At 28.0% G+C, this 25,888-nt stretch carries 30 protein-coding genes, 1 tRNA gene and 2 pseudogenes; all 33 read right to left on the bottom strand.

All coding sequences use genetic code 11. The annotated features are described in order from the left end of the window. Nucleotides 1-48: 48 nt before the first annotated feature. A complete protein-coding gene (locus B3B03_RS02605; RefSeq protein WP_346876421.1) occupies nucleotides 49-729 on the bottom strand; it encodes a Crp/Fnr family transcriptional regulator in 681 nt (226 codons plus the stop codon). 34 nt (nucleotides 730-763) lie between these two features. Beyond that, the gene (locus B3B03_RS02600) at nucleotides 764-1,732 is read right to left on the bottom strand and encodes a lysylphosphatidylglycerol synthase domain-containing protein (RefSeq protein ID WP_346876420.1); all 969 of its coding nucleotides are present in this window, start codon (nucleotides 1,730-1,732) and stop codon (nucleotides 764-766) included. A gap of 183 nt (nucleotides 1,733-1,915) precedes the next feature. Beyond that, nucleotides 1,916-2,086: an aspartyl-phosphate phosphatase Spo0E family protein gene (locus B3B03_RS02595; RefSeq protein ID WP_346848271.1), complete on the bottom strand. Its 171-nt coding sequence runs from the start codon at nucleotides 2,084-2,086 to the stop codon at nucleotides 1,916-1,918. Between the two features lie 158 nt (nucleotides 2,087-2,244). Next, the gene (locus tag B3B03_RS02590; protein WP_035133185.1) at nucleotides 2,245-2,442 is read right to left on the bottom strand and encodes a hypothetical protein; all 198 of its coding nucleotides are present in this window, start codon (nucleotides 2,440-2,442) and stop codon (nucleotides 2,245-2,247) included. Between the two features lie 182 nt (nucleotides 2,443-2,624). Beyond that, nucleotides 2,625-3,129 (bottom strand): annotated as a pseudogene (locus B3B03_RS02585) (IS3 family transposase); the annotation flags it as partial. A gap of 118 nt (nucleotides 3,130-3,247) precedes the next feature. After that, nucleotides 3,248-3,469, bottom strand: a complete 222-nt coding sequence (locus B3B03_RS02580) for a hypothetical protein (protein WP_346848270.1) — start codon at nucleotides 3,467-3,469, stop codon at nucleotides 3,248-3,250. A 159-nt stretch (nucleotides 3,470-3,628) separates the two neighbouring features. Beyond that, nucleotides 3,629-3,754 (bottom strand): annotated as a pseudogene (locus tag B3B03_RS02575) (Gp15 family bacteriophage protein); the annotation flags it as partial. A gap of 26 nt (nucleotides 3,755-3,780) precedes the next feature. Continuing rightward, nucleotides 3,781-3,855: transfer RNA gene (locus tag B3B03_RS02570), tRNA-Glu, on the bottom strand. A gap of 150 nt (nucleotides 3,856-4,005) precedes the next feature. Then, complete coding sequence (locus tag B3B03_RS02565; RefSeq protein ID WP_346876419.1) at nucleotides 4,006-5,322, bottom strand: 2-hydroxyglutaryl-CoA dehydratase; 1,317 nt, start codon at nucleotides 5,320-5,322, stop codon at nucleotides 4,006-4,008. A gap of 3 nt (nucleotides 5,323-5,325) precedes the next feature. Continuing rightward, nucleotides 5,326-8,232, bottom strand: a complete 2,907-nt coding sequence (locus tag B3B03_RS02560) for an acyl-CoA dehydratase activase (protein ID WP_346876418.1) — start codon at nucleotides 8,230-8,232, stop codon at nucleotides 5,326-5,328. A 382-nt stretch (nucleotides 8,233-8,614) separates the two neighbouring features. Next, complete coding sequence (locus tag B3B03_RS02555) at nucleotides 8,615-10,627, bottom strand: ATP-dependent DNA helicase (RefSeq protein WP_346876417.1); 2,013 nt, start codon at nucleotides 10,625-10,627, stop codon at nucleotides 8,615-8,617. A gap of 170 nt (nucleotides 10,628-10,797) precedes the next feature. Beyond that, on the bottom strand, nucleotides 10,798-11,250 hold the full coding sequence (gene msrB, locus B3B03_RS02550) for a peptide-methionine (R)-S-oxide reductase MsrB (protein ID WP_346848266.1): 453 nt from the start codon (nucleotides 11,248-11,250) through the stop codon (nucleotides 10,798-10,800). Between the two features lie 54 nt (nucleotides 11,251-11,304). Further along, on the bottom strand, nucleotides 11,305-12,654 hold the full coding sequence (locus B3B03_RS02545) for a TrkH family potassium uptake protein (protein WP_346848265.1): 1,350 nt from the start codon (nucleotides 12,652-12,654) through the stop codon (nucleotides 11,305-11,307). 325 nt (nucleotides 12,655-12,979) lie between these two features. Next, nucleotides 12,980-13,213 (bottom strand): TIGR04540 family protein, encoded by a 234-nt coding sequence (locus B3B03_RS02540; RefSeq protein WP_035134530.1) that lies wholly within the window; start codon nucleotides 13,211-13,213, stop codon nucleotides 12,980-12,982. A 253-nt stretch (nucleotides 13,214-13,466) separates the two neighbouring features. Further along, nucleotides 13,467-14,408, bottom strand: a complete 942-nt coding sequence (locus tag B3B03_RS02535) for a lipoate--protein ligase (RefSeq protein ID WP_346876416.1) — start codon at nucleotides 14,406-14,408, stop codon at nucleotides 13,467-13,469. Beyond that, the gene (gene lpdA / locus B3B03_RS02530; protein ID WP_346876415.1) at nucleotides 14,401-16,095 is read right to left on the bottom strand and encodes a dihydrolipoyl dehydrogenase; all 1,695 of its coding nucleotides are present in this window, start codon (nucleotides 16,093-16,095) and stop codon (nucleotides 14,401-14,403) included. The genes B3B03_RS02535 and lpdA overlap by 8 nt, the downstream gene beginning before the upstream one ends. Before the next feature lie 96 nt (nucleotides 16,096-16,191). Continuing rightward, entirely contained in the window at nucleotides 16,192-16,545 is a 354-nt protein-coding gene (locus tag B3B03_RS02525; protein ID WP_035134524.1) for a carboxymuconolactone decarboxylase family protein, read from the bottom strand. A gap of 99 nt (nucleotides 16,546-16,644) precedes the next feature. Further along, entirely contained in the window at nucleotides 16,645-17,067 is a 423-nt protein-coding gene (locus B3B03_RS02520; RefSeq protein WP_346876414.1) for a MarR family transcriptional regulator, read from the bottom strand. A gap of 72 nt (nucleotides 17,068-17,139) precedes the next feature. Then, nucleotides 17,140-18,045 (bottom strand): AEC family transporter, encoded by a 906-nt coding sequence (locus B3B03_RS02515; RefSeq protein ID WP_346876413.1) that lies wholly within the window; start codon nucleotides 18,043-18,045, stop codon nucleotides 17,140-17,142. Nucleotides 18,046-18,310: 265 nt separating this feature from the next. Beyond that, nucleotides 18,311-18,766, bottom strand: a complete 456-nt coding sequence (locus B3B03_RS02510; protein ID WP_346876412.1) for a hypothetical protein — start codon at nucleotides 18,764-18,766, stop codon at nucleotides 18,311-18,313. A gap of 82 nt (nucleotides 18,767-18,848) precedes the next feature. After that, nucleotides 18,849-19,232, bottom strand: coding sequence for a hypothetical protein (locus B3B03_RS02505; protein ID WP_346876411.1), 384 nt, complete (start codon nucleotides 19,230-19,232; stop codon nucleotides 18,849-18,851). A 165-nt stretch (nucleotides 19,233-19,397) separates the two neighbouring features. Then, nucleotides 19,398-19,829, bottom strand: a complete 432-nt coding sequence (locus B3B03_RS02500; RefSeq protein WP_346876410.1) for a hypothetical protein — start codon at nucleotides 19,827-19,829, stop codon at nucleotides 19,398-19,400. Nucleotides 19,830-20,251: 422 nt separating this feature from the next. Further along, on the bottom strand, nucleotides 20,252-20,635 hold the full coding sequence (locus tag B3B03_RS02495) for a hypothetical protein (protein ID WP_346876409.1): 384 nt from the start codon (nucleotides 20,633-20,635) through the stop codon (nucleotides 20,252-20,254). A gap of 147 nt (nucleotides 20,636-20,782) precedes the next feature. After that, nucleotides 20,783-21,454: a hypothetical protein gene (locus B3B03_RS02490; protein WP_346876408.1), complete on the bottom strand. Its 672-nt coding sequence runs from the start codon at nucleotides 21,452-21,454 to the stop codon at nucleotides 20,783-20,785. 130 nt (nucleotides 21,455-21,584) lie between these two features. Then, nucleotides 21,585-21,734, bottom strand: coding sequence for a hypothetical protein (locus tag B3B03_RS02485; RefSeq protein WP_346876407.1), 150 nt, complete (start codon nucleotides 21,732-21,734; stop codon nucleotides 21,585-21,587). 317 nt (nucleotides 21,735-22,051) lie between these two features. Continuing rightward, on the bottom strand, nucleotides 22,052-22,435 hold the full coding sequence (locus B3B03_RS02480) for a hypothetical protein (RefSeq protein ID WP_346876406.1): 384 nt from the start codon (nucleotides 22,433-22,435) through the stop codon (nucleotides 22,052-22,054). Next, nucleotides 22,432-22,578 carry a hypothetical protein gene (locus B3B03_RS02475; RefSeq protein ID WP_346876405.1) on the bottom strand — a complete coding sequence of 49 codons (147 nt, stop codon included), beginning with the start codon at nucleotides 22,576-22,578 and terminating at the stop codon, nucleotides 22,432-22,434. The genes B3B03_RS02480 and B3B03_RS02475 overlap by 4 nt, the downstream gene beginning before the upstream one ends. 23 nt (nucleotides 22,579-22,601) lie before the next feature. Further along, nucleotides 22,602-22,835, bottom strand: a complete 234-nt coding sequence (locus B3B03_RS02470; RefSeq protein WP_346876404.1) for a hypothetical protein — start codon at nucleotides 22,833-22,835, stop codon at nucleotides 22,602-22,604. Between the two features lie 107 nt (nucleotides 22,836-22,942). After that, nucleotides 22,943-23,401, bottom strand: coding sequence for a DUF2691 family protein (locus B3B03_RS02465; protein WP_346876403.1), 459 nt, complete (start codon nucleotides 23,399-23,401; stop codon nucleotides 22,943-22,945). A 438-nt stretch (nucleotides 23,402-23,839) separates the two neighbouring features. Next, a complete protein-coding gene (locus B3B03_RS02460) occupies nucleotides 23,840-24,142 on the bottom strand; it encodes an immunity 53 family protein (RefSeq protein WP_346876402.1) in 303 nt (100 codons plus the stop codon). Between the two features lie 133 nt (nucleotides 24,143-24,275). Beyond that, nucleotides 24,276-24,866, bottom strand: coding sequence for a hypothetical protein (locus tag B3B03_RS02455; RefSeq protein ID WP_346876401.1), 591 nt, complete (start codon nucleotides 24,864-24,866; stop codon nucleotides 24,276-24,278). Beyond that, nucleotides 24,835-25,008 (bottom strand): hypothetical protein, encoded by a 174-nt coding sequence (locus tag B3B03_RS02450; RefSeq protein WP_346876400.1) that lies wholly within the window; start codon nucleotides 25,006-25,008, stop codon nucleotides 24,835-24,837. The genes B3B03_RS02455 and B3B03_RS02450 overlap by 32 nt, the downstream gene beginning before the upstream one ends. Further along, entirely contained in the window at nucleotides 24,999-25,592 is a 594-nt protein-coding gene (locus tag B3B03_RS02445) for an RHS repeat-associated core domain-containing protein (protein WP_346876399.1), read from the bottom strand. Before B3B03_RS02445 ends, B3B03_RS02450 begins: the two co-directional genes overlap by 10 nt. Nucleotides 25,593-25,888: the final 296 nt, after the last annotated feature.

The following is a 25,888-nucleotide window of genomic DNA, read 5'->3' as shown; positions in this document are numbered from 1 at the left end:
ACATTGTTTGTATTCCATATTTATTAATACTTATCTTTTATATAATGTTTAATTAAACATTTCTTCTTCTAAAGCTTCTATATCTAATATTTTTATATTGCTTCTATCAAAATCTATATATCCCATATCCCTAAGATTTATTAGCTCCCTTGACAATGATGGTCTTGGTATTCCTAAAGCTGCAGCAATACTTTCTTTACTTTCTTTTAATTTAATTGTACTATTCTTCTGTAGTTTCATAGCTTCTAATATGTAATTTATAACTCTATGCCTTATATTCTTAAAAGATATATTTTTAATTTTAGAATTTAGCATTAGCACTTTATTACTAAGAAGTTCTAAAAAATTCTCAAGAATTCTTTTTTCTCTTGAAAATAGTTCTAACATATCTACCTTATCAAGGTATAATATACTGCATTGATTTAGTGCAATAACTGTTGCTGGATAATTCTCTTGCTTTGAAAATATTATGGCTTCTCCAAATACATCACCAAGGGTAAGTTTATTTAAAACTATATATTTACCACTTGGATATATCCTTTGAAGTTCAATGGTTCCTTCTAATATAAGTCCTATAGTACTGCATTCTTCTTCTTCATGGGCAATAATTTCCCCTTTATCATATTTATTAATATGATATTTTGTTTCCTCATAAATTTTTTTTAGATTCTCAGAATCAATTCCTTTAAAAAGGAAATTGTTTTGTAGTAATTTTAATATATCTTTCATTATTCATCCTCTTCTTTTATTGTATTAACTTATTTTATTCTCGTATATGATTACCTAATTTATTTGACCTTAATACTACTCTTCCTACCCATAGAATTACTCCAATAATCCAAGGTATTATAAAGTAATATAGTCTAAATAAAAGCGTTATAGATAAAGCTGAGTTAGGAGAAAACCCCAGAGTCTTTAGTCCTAGTATCGCTACTAAATCAAAGGACCCTACACCTCCTGGTATAAAGCTTATAAGTGCAGCAATACATGCTAATATATTTACTCCTGTAACCGATACAAAGCTTGCATCACCTTTAAAATATTTAGCTATGGTAAAAAACATCATACTTCTCACTATCCACTCACAGGTAGATAGAAGGGTTAATCTGACCTTTAAATTTATACTTCCTTCAAAGTATAAATTAAATTTTTCAAGTTTATTGCTTAACCAAGTGAACCTATCTAAAAAATAATATATAGGTAGAAAAGCACAAAATATTAATATTACTATCCAAAGCCACTTTTGGTTATGTAATAATGGATATATTTTAAATACGTCTAATACACCTAAATAGCACATAACTGATAAGCCCACTATAGTTGTAGGTATTAGTATCATATTAAAATTTATCATGTCCTTAGTATCAATATTTTCATCTTTAAATAAAACAGTTCTAAGTGTAGCTCCTGTAAGCCCTCCAAACCCTATTATGTCATTAAAGCTATGAGCAATCCATGCAACTACAAATACCTTAAACTTATTTATATTGTATCTATAATGATCAGCTAGTACTACATCATAAAAGCATAAAAACGATATAGATATAATTGCAGATATTAAGAATATTACAAGATATGTATTAGGTATATTTCTTAATATATCTAGAACCTTATTTATATCTATCTCCTTAAATATACTCCTAGCTTCATAAATTACAAAAAGCATAATTATTATGGGAATTAAAATCTTTCCTCCACTTTTCACTTTACTTTTTCTTTGATTACCACTCACATTATGTCCCCCTAATCCAATTTGAAAGCTAAATAAAATATATATATTTTACTTAGCTTATATTTTCAACATATTACCATTCTACTACTTATATGCATTAAAATCTATATTTTAGATTTTATAGATACTTTTATTTATTTTATCTCCTTGGAGGAGAGACTTTAGATCTCTCCAACTTTTGTTTTACTCGAGGATTTTTCTCAGTATTGCATGATACTCATTTAAAACCACATCGAGTTTTTGGCTTGCGATGATTACTTCTGGATCTAGTAAATTAGTTTTTTCACTAATTAACTTTTGTAAATTTTGTCTCATTTCACAAACCCTTTTATCCATTTCATCAATTTTTCCCATATCGCCCCTCCTTTCGCTATAATTATAGCAATAAGAGGTTAATAACTTGAATATAAAATTAATTATTTTATACGGTTATAAATGTTAAAACAAATAAAGCAAATCTACTTATTTATAAAGTAAATTTGCTTTCCTCTAGATATAATAATTTCAATATATTAATCCTCTAATGTGTTATAAAGATATCCTTCTCCCTTTTCTATGGAATTTTCTATAGACTCCTTGTTCCTCTTTGTATTAGCTTCACTCTTTAATTCATTATCACTAACCTTATTTCTTACTTCCCTTCCAAGATCTCTTTCTATAGTTCCTGGATTATTATTTAATAAAGAATGATGTTCACTTTTTAAATTCATAATCTTACCTCCTAAAATGTAATTTATATTATTATCTTCATTAAGTAAGATTCATATACTTATTTATATAATAGAAAAACTTAATTATTATCTATTCTTCATAAATTATTTTCAATATAAAAAATTAAAGGACTTAGCTATAATAAAGTGTACCCTAAGTCAAGTACATTTTTAAAAAGACTCTAAGATAAAAGATGATTTCTGTATTGAACAGGAGTCACCTTTTTTAAGTTCCATTGACCTCTATACTTATTATGATACTCCATGTAATCCTCAATCTCACATAAAACATCTTCAAAGGTTTCACAATGCTTTAGATTTGTTTCATCTTTTAAATGACCGAAAAATGACTCCTGCGGAGCGTTGTCCCAACAATTTCCACGTCTAGACATTGATTGTCCTATATTGTTTTTGCTTTAATTTTGATTGGAATATTGGACTAGTATAATGAGCACCTTGATCAGAGTGAATAAATACATCTTTACGGAGTAAATGCTTGTTCGATTTCACCAAATTATCAATTGTTTCTGTAACAATATCAATTTTTAAACTTTTAGAAATGTTATATGCTAAAGCTTCATTGGTAGAAGCATCTAAAATAGTTGACAAATAAACCTTTTGACCATTCTTATAAAATAAATAAGTTATATCTGTTAACAACACCTTACCAGGTATTTGTTGCTCATATTATCACTCCTAAAGCTATATATTAATTGTATTATACATAAAAATACCCTATATAATAGACTTTTTTTAAAGTGTCTATTATATAGGGTACATTTTAAAGTAAGTGCTTAAATTTATTTTATGCTTTCCACCTTTTGCCACAATTCTGACAAACTGCTTCACTATGTGTTTTAGATTTAGTTTTACTATTAGTTATTAAAGGTATAATTATTATTAAACCCAAAGTACAAATAGCTAACATAATCCATATCAACCACCCTAAACAACCTCTATGTTTTGTTTTCGTTGTTGTAACTGCTTGAACTGTAACATTCTGACTTCCACATTTAGGACATTTCATAATATGTAACCCCTTCCCCTATGTAAATATAAATTAATTATACATTATACAAGGAATAAATTACAATACTTTACTACCATCTCCACCATTAAGTAGAATTTGATTAATTTCATCAAGCTTTTCTTCTTCATCATTGTTAATAGGTATCTTATATAAGTTTTATATCTTTGTATAGTGTGCCTTTTGTTCCTTATCTTTTATTTTATTAATATCCATAGCACGATAACCCATAATTTTAACTATCTCATTATCCTCTTTAAGAGCTTTGAACATGGCTTTAAACCTGTACCAATGTAATTATTACAAATATATGGTAGCCTGTAGGGGGATCGAACCCCTGTTTCCACCGTGAGAGGGTGGCGTCTTGACCACTTGACCAACAAGCCTTATTAACAGTTTGATTACTTATTTTCTCTACCTGTTAATAATATCATACAATTTAATTTAATTCCATATTATGAATTATTTTATTATACAATAGATTTCTTAACATCTATTCAAATTTATAATTGAATAACTTTTTAAAAATTGTGGTTTTACACTAATGCAATTTCCTTATCTATATCACTATTAATATCTTTCGGATTGATATTAAGTTCCTTATGATCTAGTTGTTCCTTTGCAATGGCAAGCATAAGTTTAATTCTATTTTCCTGATTTACTCTAGTAGCACCAGGGTCATAATCTATAGGTACTATATTAACATCATGATGAATGTTTTTTATTTTTCGTACCATTCCCTTACCTACTATATGATTTGGCAAACATCCAAAGGGTTGAGTGCATATAATATTTTTATATCCTAAATTATTCAACTCTAACATTTCTGCTGTAAGAAGCCATCCCTCTCCCATATTATTACCATATCCAACTACACCCTTTGCTAACTTTTTAGTTTCTTTAAAGGATGATGGTGGTATAAAATCTGAATTTTCCTTTACTGAAGATATAAGTAAACTCTCAATTTTCAATAGGTAATTCATAAATTTTTGAACAATAAACTTAACTACCTTACTTCCACCATAAAGATTTATATTGTCTATTCTTTCATCTGTACAATAAAATACAAATCCAAGAATTCCTGGTATCATTACTTCACAATTCTGTGTAGCTAAAAATGCTTCTAAATCATTATTCCCTAAGCTTGCATATTTAATATATATCTCTCCCACTATACCCACTTTTACTTTAGGAGTTTTTTCAATTTTTATATTTGCAAAGTCTTTTGTTATGTTATCCATATTGGTCTTAATTTTTTTTAGAGAATAAGCCTTATTATTTTTAAATTGCAAAGTTAACTCTTCAATCCATTTTTTTATTACTTTATCACTTTCACCTTTACTTATTTCATAGGGTCTCACTTGATTGCTCAAATGCATCAAAAGATCTCCATAAATGACTCCTGATAACATTTTATGAACCATAGGCAATGTTATTTTAAAGCCACTATCTTTTTCCATTCCGGCTAAATTAAAAGAAATAACAGGAACCTGTCCATATCCAGCCTTTTTTAATGCCTTTCTAAGTAAGTATATATAGTTTGATGCTCTGCATCCTCCTCCAGTTTGAGTGATAATTAAAGCTGTTTTATTAATATCATACTTTCCACTATTTAAAGCATCTATCATTTGACCTATAACCAGTAAAGCCGGATAGCAAGTATCGTTATGAACATATTTTAGTCCTGTTTGTACTACTGATTCACCTTTATTAGTTAATAGTTCTATGTGATATTTACTATTTAGGAATACATTTTTTAAAATTTCAAAATGTATGGGTGCCATCATAGGCATTAATATAGTATAATCTTTACTCATTTCTTTAGTAAAGGTTACTTTATTTTCATTATCCATTACTTATTCACCCTCCCCTTGATGGATTGCTGCAAATAAACTACGAAGTCTTATTTGTATCGCTCCTAAATTAGTAATTTCATCTATCTTAATTTGGGTGTATATCTTATTTGACTCTTCTAAAATTTCTCTTACCTCATCGGTAGTTATTGCATCCACACCACAACCAAAAGAAACCAACTGAACTAAATTCATGTTAGGCTTGTCTGTTATATACTTAGCTGCCTTATACAATCTAGCGTGATATGTCCATTGATTTAACACCTGAAGGCTCACCTTATCTACCTTATGAGAAATCACATCTTCAGATATAACTGCAGCTCCATAGCTATTAATATACTTATCAATTCCATGATTTATCTCACTATCTATATGATAAGGTCTACCAGCAAGGACAATTATATCTTTACCCTCCTTTTCTGCTTTCTCAATAATTTCTTCACCCTTTGTCCTTACTTTTTTTAAATATCTATCATATTCTTTGTAAGCAAGAGTAGTTGCTTCCTTAACTTCTTTTAAAGATATGTCCTTAAAATATTTTAACAATATGCTATGCATCTTCTTTGAAAAATCCTTAGGTCTATGAATTCCTATATAATCATAAATATAGGTTACCTTTGAAACATCTGGCATATTTCCTTGAATTACTTCAGAGTAATATGCAACTACTGGGCAGTTATAACAGTTATCAGCTGAACTATCTTGTATATTATAGGTCATGCATGGATAAAAAATTGTATCTACTCCACCATCTATTAGTGACTGTATATGTCCGTGAATTAGTTTTGCTGGAAAGCATACTGTATCTGATGGTATAGTTGTTTGCCCCTTCAGATAAATTTCTCTTGAAGATGGTTCAGATTTTTCTACTTCAAACTGTAAGGTTGTAAAAAATTTATACCAAAATGGGTATAATTCATACATGTTTAATCCCATAGGAATCCCAATTTTTCCTCTTTTACCTGAAATTTTAGGATAACTATCTAGTAAGCTTCTCTTATACTCATATATGTTGGACACTTCTCCATGATTTTTATTACTTATAGGTCTATCACATCGATTTCCACCAATATACTTTCTACTTTCTCCAAAGGTATTTATAGTTAATCTACAATGATTATTGCAAAGCCCACAGTTAGTCATTTTTACTTCATGATTAAAATTCTCTAATTCACTCTTATTAAGAATAGTACTTTTATCATTATTTTTTCCATGAGCATACAAAGCTGCCCCATAAGCACCCATAAGCCCAGAAATTGTAGGCCTAAGGACTTGTACATTTAATTCTTGTTCAAAGGCACGAAGTACAGCATCATTTAGGAAAGTTCCTCCTTGAACTACAATATTTTTTCCTAGAGACTCTGCATTACTGGCACGAATTACTTTATATAGTGCATTTTTAACTACACTAACAGATAATCCTGCTGATATATCTTCTATGGTAGCTCCATCCTTCTGCACCTGCTTTACAGAAGAATTCATAAATACAGTGCATCTAGAACCTAAATCTACTGGATTTTTAGAGAATAATCCTAAGTTAGCAAATTCTTCAACTGAATATCCTAATGCATTAGCAAAGGTCTGCAAGAAAGAGCCACAACCTGATGAACAAGCTTCATTTAAAAATATATTATCTATAGCTCCATTATGTATTTTAAAACATTTTATATCTTGTCCTCCTATATCAATAATAAAATCAACATTATTCATAAAATGTTTGGCTGCTGTAAAATGAGCTACCGTTTCTACCATACCATAATCTACCTTAAAGGCATTTTTTATTAATTGTTCACCATATCCTGTTGCTGCAACTGCTGAAATTTTAACTTCGGGATATGTGTTATATATATTTTCTAAGTATTCCTTAACTACCTCTACAGCATTTCCACTATTAGGTCTATAAATTGAAGATACAATTTCTTTATTTTCATTAATAGCAACAATTTTTATAGTTGTAGAACCAGAATCTATTCCTATAGTTATTGGTGATTCAACATCAATTTCCTCCTTGACAAGCACCTTGCTTTTTTCATGTCTAAGCTTAAATTCATCATACTCTTCTTTTGTTTTAAATAGTGGTGGTGCCATAGAATAAGTTTCATCATCACGATAATTATTTAAAGTAATAATCAAGTTATCTATATCTATCTTTTCACTAGCATAATAGGCTGCCCCCAAAGCTACATAATATAGTGAGTTATCTGGACACTTTCCTGTTAAATTTAAAGTTTTGTCGAAGGCTTTTCTCAATTCTGAGTTAAAGCTTAGTGGTCCTCCTAGATATAATACGTTACCTTTTATAACTCTACCTTGAGCTAATCCTGCAATAGTTTGATTTACAACAGCAAAGAAAATACTTGCTGATAAATCACTTTTAACAACTCCTTGATTTAAAAGAGGTTGAATATCTGACTTAGCAAAAACTCCACATCTAGAAGCAATAGTATAAATCTTTTTATAATCCTTAGCAGTCTCATTCATTTCGTCTAATGACATATTTAACAAAGTAGCCATTTGGTCAATAAATGCTCCTGTTCCACCTGCACATGAGCCATTCATCCTTACTTCCATACCATCCTTTAAAAATAGTATTTTAGCATCTTCTCCCCCTAATTCAATGATAACATCCACATCATCTTCTAAAGTAGTTGCAGCAATCCTTGTTGCATAAACCTCTTGAACAAAGGGTACCTTCCATTTTTCGGCCATGCCCATAGCAGCAGATCCAGAAATGCTTAGTTCCATAGACTTCTCTCTTGGATACTTGTCTCTAATTTTCTTTAGCAGTTCTGAAGTCTTTTCTTTTATTTTACAATAATGACGTTCATATGATTGATAAATAACTTTTCCAAAGTTATTTAAAACAACAGATTTAATTGTGGTTGAGCCCACATCAATTCCTATTTTCATAGTAAATCCTCCTAAATAAATGCCATACTATATAGCTTTTACCCTCTTAAAAATAACAATTAAAGATTTAGTTTTATAAATCTTCTACATATTATCTAAACACCATATTATACCATATTATTTACTAAATAACATATATTTAACTATTATTTAACATACTGTAAATAACTATTTCTCTATCTTTAGAAATTATAGTTTTTCAATTTTATAAATATTACTTTATTATTAAATATTTATAAATATATAACCATATACTTTAATTTATATTACTTATATAAATTATTTTCAAGTTACTGTTAATGTGCTTTAAGTCGTTATTTCATGATATTTATAATAAAAAGCAAGATATAGAATAACTTCCTTTCTATATCTTGCTTAAGCTCTATTCATCCATTTTCATCCAAAAACTTTCTATTTCTCTTATATCATTAGTTCTATTTTTAATAGGGAGGGAATCAAACACTATATTTTTATACGGGCTATTAGACAATTCACCAATTCTAGAATCTAAGATTGCCACTATCCCCTTATCATCATGCTTTCTTATTAACCTTCCTACTCCTTGCCTAAGTTTTACTATCATTAATGGTACACTTACCTCCATTAAAAAATCTTCTGATAAAGTCCTTTTATATTCTATAATTGGATCTGGTACCGGAAATGGTAGCTTAAATATAATTAAATTCGATAATGATTTTCCAGGCACATCTATTCCTTCCCAAAATGTTCCTGTAGCTAATAATACGGAATTCTTATCCTTTTTAAATTCTTCAAGTATATCATCCTGAGAGGACATATGTTGCTGTTTTAAAATCCTATATTCTAAATTTTTATGTTTTAATATCTCATAAACTTCCTTTAGATCACTTTTAGATGTAAATAAAATTAATGCTTTTCCCTTTGTAATATTCAGAAGCTTTACTATTTTTTCTGCCCCCAATTTTATAAACCTTTCTCTCGCCTCTACTGGATGAGGCATATTTTCTGTATAATATATCATGGCATTGTAATTGTACGGAAAAGGTGATGGTTTTGGTGTTGATAAAAATCCTGTACTAGTTGGAAAGCCTGTACTTTTAATAAAATACTCATATCTCTCTTCTTCACTACCTTGACTCTTATCTGCAATAGTTGCTGAAGTTAATATAGTAGTTTTTAACTTATCAAAGTATAAAGAATTTATCTCCTTACTTATATTTTTAGGACATGCAAATATATGAATATCATTAAAATTTTCTAACCAAAATAAATCCCTACTCTTTATAGATATCAAACTTTTTATAAAGTCTTGAAGATTCTCTAGCTCTTCGAATACTTCTTCACATAAATTATCATCACTATAAAATTGTACTTTATAATTTATTAAATCAATTTTACTATTTAAAAGTAAAAGCTCTTCTCGTATTTCATCTATATTAATAAAATACTTTTCCATTTCTTCACCCTTAGGTGATGAGTTAATTTGTTTTTTTACTTGATTATTTAGTTTATTAAAAATAACATTCAAAATATGAGTTATATTATTAAAATTTTCGTAACTCTCTCTTCTTATAGCTGATATTTTTATGGTTTCAATTACATCTCCTAAAATAGATTTTATTTTATATTTGTTATAGCTTTCTATTAAAGATGCTCTAACTTTTTCCTCCAAATTATGAGCTTCATCTATAACAATTAAATCTATTTTCTCATTTAAAAGCCCCTTTTGACCTTTCTTTAACTTTTGAAAATGTACAGTTAATAAGTCTTGATTACATAAAATTATGCCATCAGTATTTAACATATCTCTTCTTAGAGACATAAAACTGCAATTATTATAATGTTCACACCTATTATGATCTGTTGCCTTTACATTCACATTGTCCCATATATTATTATCTACATCTAACTTTATATTTTTTCTATCTACTACTCCATTATTTATGTAATTACATAGTATTTCTAGATTATCATTAAACTCTTTCCTATTAATCTCTTTAAAATATTTATCGGCTCTACTTTTACATGCAAAATGAGTCATTCCTTTAGCTAAAACTATTTCTGGTTTATGATTAATATAAGAACAAATTTTTTTTACATCCTTAATTAGTTGCTCTTGCAGAGCTATAGTTGACGTAGCTATTAATACAGGTTTATTAAAAAGTTTATTATAATAAAGTAAGGGAACTATATATGCATAAGATTTTCCTATTCCTACTCCTGCTTCCACTATAGTATGTTGTCTATCAGCTATAGCGTTACATATATCTAACGCCATATCTTCTTGTCCTTCTCTCTGTTCAAAACCTAGTTTAGGAATTTTGTTCATAAAAAAATTCCATACTAGCTGCTGTAATTCATCTTCTTTTGAAAGATTTTTATCTACCTTCTTACTATCTTCTGAAAACCAAAACATCTATATCCCTCCTTATTAAGACTTTTTGTAATATAGCTTTATTTTCACATTTTTCTCCTTAAAATACAACCGTAGATTTCCACATTTAATCTCTTAAACATAGAAAAAGATGTGATTAAATAGATAAATCCATCTAACCACATCTTAGTGCCATACTCTCATCTGTATATTTATTTATCAAGTAAATCTAAGTACTCTTCATACCCTTCTTCCTTCATCTTATCCTTTTGAATAAATTTAAGTGAAGCTGAATTTATACAATATCTTAATCCACCTAGTTCCTCAGGTCCATCACAGAATACATGACCTAAGTGGGAATCTCCACTTTTACTTCTTACCTCGGTTCTGACCATTCCATGACTTTTATCTATATTTTCTTTAATAAAATCTCTATCTATTGGCTTGGAAAAAGCTGGCCATCCACATCCTGAGTTAAACTTATCACTAGATATAAATAATGGTTCTCCTGTTATTATATCTACATAAATACCTTCTTCGTAAAAGTCAAAGTATTCATTTTTATAAGGTAGCTCGGTACCATTTTCTTGAGTTACGTTATATTGCTCCTTGGTTAATATTTTTTTCAACTCTTCCTTACTTCTTTTCATATATTTATTATCCATACCATATTAACCTCCTATATAATAGTTTTTTTATTTAATATTTCACAAATGTGTTTATCCTATCAATATCTTTCCTTCAGGATACTTGTAATTAGTACCTTTCTTTCTGCTAATTAGAGCCATTACTACAGTAAGTGGACCAACTCTTCCTAAATACATCAACATAATAATTATAATTTTTCCTGGTTCACTGAGCCTTTGAGTTACACCTGTAGTTAATCCTACTGTTCCAAAGGCTGATGTAGCTTCGTATAACACATCTAAAAAGGCTTCATTAGGTTCAGCTATAGTAAGTGCCATAGTGACTGTGGTTACTAATCCCATTCCTATTATTAAAAGAGTAACAGCTTTTAATTGTAATCCTCTTGGAATGGTCCTTCCGAATATGTCAGCATTTTCTTTTCCTTTAATTACAGAAATAGCTGTACATAAAATTATACCAAAGGTGGATGTTTTTAATCCTCCTGCTGTAGAACCTGGAGAACCTCCAATAAACATAAGTATAACAGTTATAAATTTTGATGTTGTAGTCATCTTATCTATTGGTACACTGTTAATTCCTGCTGTCCTTGGACTTATGGAAGCTACAATAGAGTTTACTATTTTGTCCTTAATATTCATATTTCCTAAGGTATTAGGATTATTATATTCTAGGATAAACATTACTATAGTTCCTCCCACTATTAATATAGTAGTTATTAATAACACTACCTTAGCGTGTAAAGATAACTTTTTTGTACTTTTATAATTATAAAGTTCTAACAATACAATAAAACCTAACCCTCCAATAGCTATTAATGCACTTACAGTTAAAAGTATAATGGAATTATCATAATATGCTGTATAACTATTAAAATTTCCAAATAAATCAAAACCAGCATTGCAAAAGGTAGATATAGAGCTAAATATACTAATATATATACCTCTAGCTACACCAAACTCTGGTATGAGCTGAGTGGATAGTATTAATGCTCCTATAAACTGTATTATAAAAGTAAATAACATAACCTTTTTAAGCATTTTTACTAACCCTTGAATATTAAAGGTATTCATTGCTTCTTGCATTAATAATCTACTTTTTAAAGTAATTCTTCTTCCTATTAGTACAGATATAAAAGTGGCAAAAGACATAAATCCAAGACCACCGATTTCAATTAATATCATAATAACGGTCTGTCCTAATAGGTTCCAATGAGTACCTGTATCTACTGTAACTAACCCTGTAACACAGGTGGCAGATGTAGCTGTAAATATTGAATCCAAGAAATTTGTGGCCTCTCCACTAGCAGATGATATGGGTAAACTTAATATTGTACCTCCAATAAAAATTACTATAAAAAACCCAAGTGCTAATACCTGTACTTCACTAAATTTAGTTTTTTTTAAAATTTTAAGACTTTCCATAAAGTAACCTCCAGTCTATAAGTCTTGAAATAAATATCTTATAATTTTATACTTAGTTTTTTGTAATTGATTTCCTTCATATATCATATATAATTTATACACCTTGTTAAATAGATTTTGTAACAAAACCTGATTATTTAACACGGATTTAACATTGCTATATATAAATTAAATTTAATATATTAACTTTAGTATACACAACTCTTTCTATATAAATGTTTGTATATTTTATATGCTTATTTTTTAACGCTAAATAAAAAAGATAAGCTTACATTATTTTAATCAATAAAGCTCATCTTTTTTTATAAATTTATAATAAGATTTTTTAATTATTTTTATCTAATATATCTTTTATAATTGCTATTCTATCTTCCTCTAGAATATTTGCAATCTTTATTTCAACATCACCATTTTTAAAGAATCTTTCTACATTAGAATCTACAATTTTAATAACCTTATCTGATAATTTTTCATAGGTCATTAAATCATCTCTGTATAAATCTACAATATCTCTTAAACAAGCACCTAATTCCTTAGGGTTTTTATAAATTGTTCTCATTCTATAATCCTCCATAGTTTTACAATAATAAATATACTGTTAATATATTCGCAATAATTTATTTGTTAGCTACTATATTTACAATATACATATTATACCCTACATTATTTTTAATTACCAAGGTTATTTTACATAAAAATACGGATTATATCATTAAAATATAATCCATATTAAAAATGTTAAATTTTCTTGACTTATCTAGATGAGGTAAATATATTTTAGCCTAAGAATATTATGGTTTATACAAATATTTTTATGCATATTTTTCTGATACCTGTCTTACATAGTACCCTATTAATTTTACAACTTCATCTCTAGAGAATATAATGCCTATAAGCTGTTCTTCAACTTTTCCTAAATTTATATTCTCTAAAGTATCTGAAAATATTTTAGCCTTTACTATTTTTCCTGACTCCACTGATAAATTTATGTCTAAATTACCTATAACAGTTTTTTCTTCGAGAACTACATCATATTGTGGACTCTCACCATAATTCCACAACTTACTAGAGTATTTATCATATAATTTAGGTACATAACTACTCATATTATAAATATATGAGTTTTGTAAATCTCCATAAATATTATTAAAGGAACTTACCAATGACTGAATTAAATTGTCTACATTTAATTCACTGCAAACCTCTATTAAATTTATAACCCTACTTTTTACTGATTCTATGCCTTTAGATTTTAATTTTAACTTAGATGGAGTAAGAACCTTTTCAAGTTTAGTAATATCTACATCAATCATAAGAGTACCATGATGAAAATAATTACCATCTTCACAATAAAATGCATGTCCTGAAAACTTTCTATTATTCAAAAGCAAATCATTTCTTCCTGAAAACTCAACCTTAAAACCATAGGACTCTACAGCACCTTTTATAACCTTAAGTTGTTTATCTAAGTTACTCTCAATTTCCTTTGTTATAAAAGTAAAGTTTAAATTTCCTAAATCATGAAAAACTGCTCCACCTCCAGAAATTCTTCGAGCTAATATAATATGGTTTTCTTTCATATAATCTAAATCGCATTCTTTATAAGGATTTTGATTTCTTCCAATAACTACAGTATTTTCGTTTTGCCAAAGATATAATATGGTTTCTTCTGACTTTATATTTCTTAACAATTCTTCTTCTAAGGCTAAATTATAATAAGGATTAACTTCCTTTGAAATAATTACTTTATTCATTATAATGTATTGCTCCTATAGATAATCCTAATACTGCTTCATGTATACCTTCACCTGTAGTTGGATGTGCAAATACAGTCTCTGCTATGCTCTCTTCTGAAATATTCTGCTGAATAATAAGTGTTAGCGTACTTATCAATGATGAAGCATCTGGACCTATTATTGAACCTCCAACCATTTTACCTGAATCTAAATCTTTTATTATTTTAATAAATCCATACTCTTGACCCATAGTTAAGGCTTTTCCATTGGCTGCAAAAGGGAACTTGCTTATTTTTATATTCATATTTTTATCAATACATTGTTTTTCAGTAAGACCAACTGAAGCAATTTCTGGAGCTGTAAATATTACATTAGGAATACATTCATACTTCATTTCTTTATTTTTTCCTAATATATTATCAACTGCTACAATTCCTTGATGTGAAGCTACATGGGCTAATTGGATCTCGCTATTAACATCTCCAATAGCATATATTCCTTCCACATTTGTCTTTAAATTACCTTCAACCTTTATACCTCTATTCCTATCATTTAGTTCTATATCAGTATTTTCAAGATTTAGCCCTTCCATATTAGGCTCTCTTCCAATTGCTACTAATACCTTTTCTGAAACTAAAAGCTTCTCATTACCTTCATTTTCAAATATAACTATACCTTCACCTGATTCAGATTTTTCAATTCTAGTAACCTTTGAACTTGTATATATACCTATGCCCTTTGATTTTGCTATATCAAGTATTTCCTCAGAGACATCTAAATCCACCATGTTAAGGATTCTATTTTCGTATTCAACCACGTTTACTTTAACTCCAAAATTTGAATAAAGGAATGCAAATTCCATACCAATAACTCCACCACCAATTATAGTAATTGATTTTGGTAATTCTGTGTTACTAAGAGCTTCTGTACTATTTAATACAAAAGGTAGCTCTATGCCTGGGATACTTATTTTTGATATTTTAGAACCAGTAGCAATAATGATATTTTTAGCTTCAATAATATACTCATCTTTACCTTTTTTCACTAATACTTTATGGTTATCTATAAAAGATGCTTCTCCCTTAATAAGTCTTATATTATTTTTATTTAATAAATAGTCGATGCCACCAACTAAATTATTTCTAATTTTATCTTTTCTAGCTATGACCTTTTTCATGTCTAGCTTTATATCTTTTACTTCAAATCCAAATTCTTCTCCATTTAATGCTTCATTGTATGCTTCAGCAGATTTAACTAGAGATTTTGTAGGAATACATCCTACATTAAGACAAGTCCCTCCTAAATTATCCTTTTCAACTATTATAGTTTCCAAACCTTTTTTAGCTCCATATATAGCAGAAACGTATCCTCCTGGTCCTGCACCTATTACTAAAAGATCTATATTTAAATTTTCTTTTTTACCCTTTATCAAGCTACCAAAGTAATCAACTTTTTTAGTTTCTTCAGCTAAAGCTTCTCCACTTACTATAAGTAATGTATCTCCAACCTTTACCTCTTGTCCCTCTGTAACCTTTATTTCTTCAATTTTATAGCTTCCTTTAGCTTTTACAGGTGAATTTCCTTTATTTGTTTCTAGCTGGAACATTACATCATTTAACTTAACATTCTCTCCAACTTGTATATTAATTTTGCCTACTTTAGCAGACTTGCTTTTTCCTGATAGACTTTCCAACTTAATATCCATTTCAACCTCTCCTTTAATACCAAATATATATTAGTTTAAGATTCTGGATTTAAGACCCTGAGTATAATACTCAAGGTCTTAAATTTAAAATCTTATTTAGTTAAAATCTTTTTCAAATTCATCAACAGCATCTTTTAATAAAGTTACAGAATATGCCATACTAGGACCTCCACCAAAGGCAACAGATACCATAGCAGCTTCCATTATTTCAGCTCTAGTTGCTCCTGCTTCTAAAGCTTTGTAAACGTGGAAAACTATACAATATTCACATCTGTTATAAGCAGCAATTCCAACGCTAATTAATTCCTTTGTTTTAGTATCTAATGCACCCTCTTCATAAGTCTTACCTAATAGTCCCATGAAAGCGTTAACATTTTCTCCATTAGTTTCGCCTAATTCACCAAGTCCGTTCATAAAGTCATTTAACATTTCTCTTACATCTTTTTTCATATCTATACCCCCATATCATTTAATAGTTGCTAGTGCAATAGTTAGCACTACAAGTATTTATGATATAAAAATACCACCATGGGGTGGTATTGTCAATAGCTAACATATATTATCTGTCATCCTTTGCAAAACTTCTTTAAAAATCTCTAAATTTTCTTTCGATATTCCCTTTAATACATCATCTTGGAACGCTTGTCCTCTAGGCATAAGTTCTTCTTTTAAAAACTTACCTTTATCAGTTAATATTATCTTTGTTATTCTTCTATCTTCTGAACCCTTTCTTCTCTCCACTAACTCTTCCTTTTCCATTCTATCTATAAGTCTTACCATTGAAGACTCTTTAATATCCATATAATCCGAAAGTTCTTTTTGAGAAATTTCTCCTGCTTTACCTATATAAAATAAAGCTATCCATTGTACTCTAGTTGTACCATTCTCTTGTAATCTTCTATTAAATTCGTCAGCTAATTTCTTTGCACTTTTATTTGTTATAAACGCAATACAATCATCTAAATCAAACATATATAATTTACATTCCCTTCTATACTTATTTAAAATAGCTAAATCATTAAAACCTATTACCTATTTAATTAATTATCTTACTAAATATATAAATAGTGGAATAGTTATTACGGATAAAAGTGTAGTTATAAATACACACTGTGAGCCATACTTACCATCTCCACCAGCAGATAATGCAATTACAGGTCCTACCACCGCTCCTGGCATAGCCATAAGTAAAGTGCATATAGCTACCAACATTGAATCTATACTAAACATATTCATAGTAAAATATGTTGCTATGGGAACTAAAATTAGTCTAACTATAGATAAATAGTATAAACTAAAATCTCCTATCATTTCCTTTATGTTAGAACTACAAAGCATAGATCCAATGATTATCATAGATATTGGAGTCGTCATATTTCCTACACTTTTTACAGTTGAGTTAATGGCAAAGGGTAGTTTAATTTGACCTACAAATATTATAATTCCTATAATTACAGCCCATATGGATGGATTCTTTAAAATGCTTTTACTAGCTTCCTTCATAGATATTTTCCCTGTAAATAAAGATACCCCTATGGTCCACACTAAAGCAGTGAATACCATAGTAAAAATTGAAGCATAAAACACTCCTATTTCTCCAAAAATGCTGTTTAATACTGGATAGCCCATAAATCCACAGTTAGAAAAGGATGTTGTAAATATAAGCAGTGGTTTTTTTCTATCACTAGCCTTAATATAAATATATCTTGATAAAATAAGTAACACCAAATGTATAACTATGGAATAGAAGAATATCTTTATAGCATTTCCCATAATAGCTTTATCAAATTCTAAGCAAAAACTATTTATTATCATTAATGGTAAAGTTATATTGATTAATATTGCACTTAATCCCTTCTCTACTCTATCATCTATAAAGCCTTTCTTTCTAGCATATATTCCTATAACCATCATAATGGATAGAACTAAAACTTGATTTACTGCATCCATTAAATTATCCCCCATACATAAAAAAATTAAATTCCATACTAATTATACTCTATTTCCTTTGGTTTTTAATTATTATTTTATTGTTACCTTAATACTATTCTAATGGGCAAATCTCTTAAACCCGCATGAACACAACAAATAGTTAAATAGTTTTATATGTATATAGTAAAATAGTCTCATTCATAGTTTTTAAGAATAGTATACTTAATTGGCCATTTTTATACTTATGCCTACCAACCACGGCTATTAATAATTTTCAACATAATTAACTATCTTGAAATACAGTAATATATAATGATTCATCATCTTCAATTATATCTACAACTATATTCATATCAGGGAATCTTTCATTAAAACCTAAAGTCCAAAATTTTTTTAATATATTTCCTAGTGCTTGTATTTGTTCATTTATATTTTTATCTTCAAAATCTGTATTCATATGAAAAAATTCTTTAATTTCATATGAATTAATAGCCTTCTCTAAAGTTTTTTTATCATTACACACAACTTTCCATTGTTCATACCTTTCGCTTGAAAAGTTATCCTTTATAAAGATACAGTTGTCTATCTCAATTATTTCGGGGTAGAAAAACTTAGCGAATCCCAGTGCAATTTGAATATCTGACTTCATATTTACATAATTCCACCATGAAAAACTTTTAGGATTAGCCTTTTGCCATATAATATATTCTTCAATTATTTTATCTTCGAATAATTCCATCTTTTCACTTCCTATCCCATTTTATTATTTCCTATTAAATTCATAACAATAAAGTCCATTTAACTCTTTTAACAAACCTTAATTACTTATCTCTAAATTTATTGTTTTTATATTTATAGAATCCTAAACTATATACAGTTACTATGAGACTTAAAAATAGGATCGCCATTAAAGTTACAAATATGGGCTTGTATCTATAAGAAATATCTTGGTATTTATTTTGTACTGTTACTGAAACTACTAATATAATTACTAGTATTGCAGCTTGTATGGTCATAACTAATAAATATACTCGTTCTTTTTTATCACCTTTATACTTAAAAACAAATATAAATAAGTATAAAATAATCACTAGTAATATAGCAAAAAGCATTGGCTGTGGTATATCATCTATGCCCCTAGCCCTAATAAATGCCATTATTATAACAATTATTATAGTGGCTAAAATATTTTTCTTGCTTATCATATAAATTTCCTACTTTCTCAATTTTATGGTATTGCAATTTCTGGCCACTCTATTGCATAATAGACTAAATTGCTCAGCGTCATTTAGTCTCAACCCTACAAAACCACTATATTCATAATATTTCTTCATAAACTATTTTTATAATAAATTAAATGATTATATAATTTATTCCTGATTTTTAAAATATTCGATGTCTTGCTTAGTTGCAAGATTTTTAATATCATTATAGAATTGTTTACTCTCTATATTAACTATATTAAACTTATAATTATCTGTTGATGTTTTTATGTACATGTATTTTACACACCCTTGAATCCTGCTCCCCGTAAAAGAATTGCCAATTTCTATTTCTACTATATTTTCTAATGGAATTTGTGTCTTTTTTATAAATGATTTATAGAGCACAATTTCTTCATCAGATATTACTAATTTATAATTATTATACCGTGCAATTAGAATTGGTACTGTTGCCGTTATACTACTAATAATAGCAACTATCTTGGAAATATTTATTGTGTTAACAAGAATTATAGTTCCAATAATGTCTATTATAATCCAAATAACTATCTCTCTAATAACTGAATATTTCCTGTTCATATATCTTAATTCCCCCCACCTTTGACTTTATATTAAACTACAATTTACTTCATACTTCTCACACAAGCTAAGAACTCTGTTAATCTACATTACTTCCATTAGTTAATTCTTTATAAAATACATCATTTCCTTCTAGGGTATATCTAAGTTTAATATCAAAATTCAGGGATTTAGTTATTAAAACCCACTTATACTATTTAAGGTAAATTTACATAGAAATACTTTTAAATCTTTAAATCTTTTTATATAAAACTAAGATAATAAATTAATTCCATTATATAAAATAAATAAATTTCTAGTATATTAGGTATACCGAAATTTACTTTCTAATTTTTTATTTAATATAAGTAATTCTAGATTATAACCATATCTTTAATAATACCCTTTTTATATGGCATACATAAGTTATAATCATAGGATAACTAATTTCGATATTTTTTTATAATTATCAATGATACAATAACTATACCTAAAAGTGATAATATAATAATCATTAATAATATTAACAACAATACTTTATATTCTTCTACATTTTGTGGAAAATAACTTAAAAATATAATTGCTATTATAGTACTAACAATCGCAACTGCGAATAAAATTGAAAATACTATATAACAAACCTTCTCTCCTCCTGTTAATTTTTTATTAAGTATCCCAATTAAAAACATAGCGTATGAAGCTGCTAATAAACCTATGATAATTGGTACTGGTATATTCTCTATTCCTAAACTTCCAAGTATAAGCTTCGATATAATAAAGATAGCTATTCCTACTACTGCATATATACCTTTATTATTACTATTCATTTTTCCTCTCCTTATAAAACTGTAATATATTATTTATTTCTTTATCATATTAGTTTTCTTTACAATAATTCAAAATATTATTACTCCCAAAATTGCTGCAAAAACTCCATTATACATTTCAAGCATCCTAAATATACTATTCAAATTTTATTTGCTCAATTTTTGAAATGACTTGTTATTCTTTATATTATACAGATAATTAGATATTGCTGTAATGTATGATATGCTAAAACATATAGTAACACCTATCCCTATAATACTTACAATAAACAGTTTTAATTCTCCTTTTTCAATTATAATTGGGCTTGAATCTAGCACCTTAGCAATTGTTATTATTATCGCAGAAATAATTAAAGATAAAACTAAATCTTTTTTAATATATTTTATATGAGTGCCTTCACTTACACTAGTAATATAAGCTTTATCTTTTACTATTATTCTTTTATAAAAAACCCATAAATTTATAAATAAATAATTAAAAAATATCAATACTTTTGTAATTAAACTTTGAGGCACTAGCTGATTTACACAAACTAAATAAATAGATAGCAATGCTACAATTCCATGTATTGATCCAAATATATGATACGTCATATATATTCTTTTTTCATTTATACTTAATATTAACATTACTATACCTAATATTATAGATAATCCTATTAATATTGGCGATATATTAGAATACACCTCTTTATCTATTAGCAATGCTCCATTAAAAATTAAACTTGCTATCATAAATGCTATAGAAACAAAAATACTTAATTTTTTCAAATCTTTAATTTCCATCTCTTCTTCTTGTTTAATTTTAGATGATTTCATTTTCTCCTCCTTCTAACTTCCCGATATTATTGAAAATTTTATCTTTTCTACCGTCTTATCTAATAATATACTTCCTCCCACTGCTAAAGAATCTACTGCCTACCCTATTGCATCGTGTTTAATATTTCCATCATATTCTTATATAATTACTTACATCACTTGATACTAGTCCAACTGCAGCAAATCCTTTTATAGAACCTTTAAATGTATCTATTGTCTCACTTAATATATATTTACTTTTGCCGATAAAAGTATCAGTAATCCCTGCTCCATAACTCATTACTTTTCCGCTATGTGCCTTAGTTCCATTTTTAACAACATGAATAGCTCCTTTACCAAGATTGATTCCAAAATCATAGACGGATGTACCCAGAATGATCCTGATTTTATTTCATCTCTCGTTTCATTGGTATATTTAGTACCAACCCCCTCAGTAATTGAACTGCATGGTATATAAAATAAATAAAATTCCAATATATTAAGTATACCGGAATTTTATTTCTAATTTTTTATTAAATACAAATATTTTTAAATTGTAACTATATTTTTAATAGCACTGTTCCTATACATCATATATAACTTTTTATCATATTATAACTAGTTTTGATACTTTTTTTTAATTATCATTCCTGCAATAGTCAAACATAGAAGCGATGATATACTAATTATTAATAATATTAGCAATAACACTTTATATTCTTCTACATTTTGTGGAAAATAACTTAAAAATATAACTATTATTATAGTGCTAACAATAGTAGCTGCCAATGAGATTGCACTTACTATATAACAAGTTCTCTCTCCTCCTATTAATTTTTTATTAAGTGTTCCAATTAAAAACATAGCATATGAAGCTACTAGTGCGACTATGATAATGGGTACTGGTACATTCTCTATTCCTAAACTTCCAAGTATAATCTTTGATATAATAAAGACAGCTATTCCTGCTACTGCATATGTACCTTTATTATTGCCATTCATCTTTCATCTCTCCTTATAAAGTTCCAATAAAACTTTTCAATCATCTCTGTGACTCGCCATTTTGCCCCTTCAGTAATTACACCAATACCTAAATCCACACTTATTGCTACCCATCCTTCACTGGCTGTAAAGGCATCTGCCACTGCAAATTAAAGTATTATATCTTTTAATTTATTTCCTTAGAGTTAGTTACAGTGCTAGTATCAGAGTTTTTTCTTTTTCTATATATATTTATAGTATTATACGAATCATCCCTCATAGTAACTGTTTCTTCACCTTGAATATATATAGTTCTAAACCCATTAGGGTCTTTACCATTTACGGAATTATTATTACAATAAGCAAAAATATTATGTGATAATAATTCACCTATACTTCCACTAATAGCATATGCATTCAAGACTCTTCCTCACTCAGGATTATAATATATATTTGATTTTTCTTTTGATACAACTGAAAAGATTTCTCCTCTTATTGCAGGATTATTATTATGCTATAAAATTTTACCTACCAAGCAATCATACTTCTTTCTGAAACATCAGCAGCTGACTTGTATTCTACTTTTTCAAAACCATTATTTATACAATTATTATATACTTTATCAAGAATATTCCTATCTTTGCAATAAAATTCTATAACTGATGAATCTGTACATAAAATAATCATTACGCAACTGCTTCTTAAAAAGTCTTTGAATGTTTTTATTTCGATACGCTCACTACCAAGAGAATATACTTTTATATCAGTAAATATCATGTAATAACTGTCTCTTGATATACACTTAATGAATTCTTCTGCATTTAAAACATCTGCTCCAAAAAAATCTTCTTTCAACTCACCATTGTCAAAATATAAAAAATTATCAGCATTTATTTCCCAAACATAATTAAATAAATTAACACCATTTAAGATTTTATTTAGATAATTACTATATCCATTTTTCACCTTAATATCTAAGCTAATCAAATTTTTTCACTCCTTTTTATTAAACTAATTACACTTAAATATATTTCCTTCTTCATTATATGTATATACTATAGTCTTTCTTAATACGTGGTTTACTTCTCTTATAAGTTGATTTAATTCATTATAATAATATTCTATTTTCCTTCAATTATTTACAATTTCAATTCTTCTTAAGGCATCATAGGTATCCTTTATTTCACTACTACCATTATTTCTTCATGAAATGCTCTTTTTCCTTCTATATAATTTTTTAACATTCAATATCTTGTATAATTATTTTATTTTTATAATTCTATTCATAATCAAAATATCTTTAAAAATACTAGTAGTTTTAAAAAGATAAAAAACGCCAACAGATATTCTAGTCTGCCGACGTTATAATATTACTTTTCTAACTTACTCTTAGCACTTTTGTTCTTATATATTTACACTACTTTATTAATGATATTTTTTATTTTCAGTAGCCCATACTCTAAATATTTTTAATATCTCCTCTAACTTATCTATACTACCTCTTCCTTTAAATACTCCATCTGCAACACTACAATGGATCCAATTTAAATCATCAATATATATTTGAACTCTATTAAATTCTACATCTTCTAAATAAGTGTCTACCAAGTCTATATCTACTTTCCATCCCGGGTTATCTAGAGTACATATCTCTACTCCATAGTAGTGCTCCCAATCACCATCACAATTATCTTTATACCATTCATTTAACCATAATATCATATCCATCAATTTACACCTCTTATTTTAAATTAAGTTATATAAACACAAGCTTCTATAGAAGATTACCTATAAAATATTAACTAAAAGAATATCTTATAGGCAATCATTAAGCTAATTTTCTTAAATTAAATATATAGTTTTACTCTACTTTGTTTATTGAATAAGGATAATATGAATAACAATCTTGAAAAAGACAATTATACACACTTACTGGAGGTTCTCTTAGTTCAAGACATATATCCGAAACTTCTCTCATTAGTGTATTATCATCCAAAAGAATAAGGTGATAATCTGAAATAAAATTATTTATTATTTTATTAAACTCCATATGCTCTTCACAATAAGGTATAGAACTAGTTTCACATTTTATTTCTTCATCAACATAGTATCTTACATATTTAAATATACAATACGGTGCTAATACAGAAATTTTTATACTAAGTATATATAAGTTTTCATTTTCTAAGATATAATTATCAAATTCTTCAGTACCTATACTTCCTTTGTTATCTGATAAATTAATATACATAGAAAAGCACTTATCATAATTAAACTCCGTAAGGTTATCAATATATTTATTTGGAAAATATTCCTGCAACTTATCAATCCAATACCCTCTATTGACATATTTAAGCAATAAATAAGATCCAGCTGAGCTCCTATATAGACTTTTAACTATTTCTATAATATCCATTTGATCACTTTCCTTTCTTAAATGATGGAACTCCATGTATAGTTCCCCCCGTAGGTGAATATTTAACATTAACTTGCGTTTCTCCATTGGACTCAATTACCCTTCCTGTATCCCATACCCTTACATTAGGATTCTTTGTAATCCTACCTTTTAGCCATCCTTCTTGTGTTAAATCCACTCCATTTTCTCCTTCAGACCATGTTGATTTATTTCTTCCTTCTGATAGACTTTGCTTATTTGATGGTGTCCTATTACATGTTTACCTTGTTTGCCAGCATCTACAGGCGGTGCCCCTTTTATATTTCCAATTACCTTTCCTTGATTAGTTAAATTCGATGTATTAGTATTTCTTTTAGCCTTAGAATTATCATTTTTACTGTTGTTACTAGAAAAAGTTATAATTTCCCAAACAATTCCTATTGTTCCAACAGTGCCATACCATGCTCCTTTTACAGTGTCTGCTAGCGCTCCACTACCAACCATAGCAGCGGCACCAAAACCGCCTCCACCACCATATTCATTTGACATACAATGCGCCAAACCTAATGGGTCTTTAAAAATTACGGGATTATTAACACAATATGCAAACATATTATGAGATAACATACCTTGTCCTGTAGATACTACTCCATCCGCATTCAAGAATCTCCCCCACTCAGGATTATAATATCTTGATTGCAAGTAGTAATATCCAGTCTCTGTATCGTATCTATATCCTCTATATCTATAAGGATTCTTTTCTCCTAAGGCTTTAAGTGACACTCCAAATTTTAATTTGGTTAGTGGAACTTACTCATTTGAATGTATATGAAAAGGAGTTTCCTTTTTAATCCACAGATATTAATTGGCCCCAGGTGCCATAAATATAAGAAACAACTTGTTTTCCAATAGAATTTATTATTTCTATAATATCACTTTGAGCATTCCTAATGTAGAAATATTCTTCAGTATCCTTTAGCACGAATCCTACAAGACCACTATCTCCATAGTTATATAAAATTTTATCTGATGGCTAGTATCACTAAGTTTCACTAAGGGCTACTACGCCCCTAGATAAC

It is taken from the genome of Clostridium sp. UBA5712 (genome assembly GCF_002419845.1).
In the GTDB taxonomy this organism is placed as follows: domain Bacteria; phylum Bacillota; class Clostridia; order Clostridiales; family Clostridiaceae; genus Clostridium_J; species Clostridium_J sulfidigenes.
Note: the sequence above shows the minus strand (reverse complement) of the source record. Positions and strands in the feature narration are given on the sequence as shown.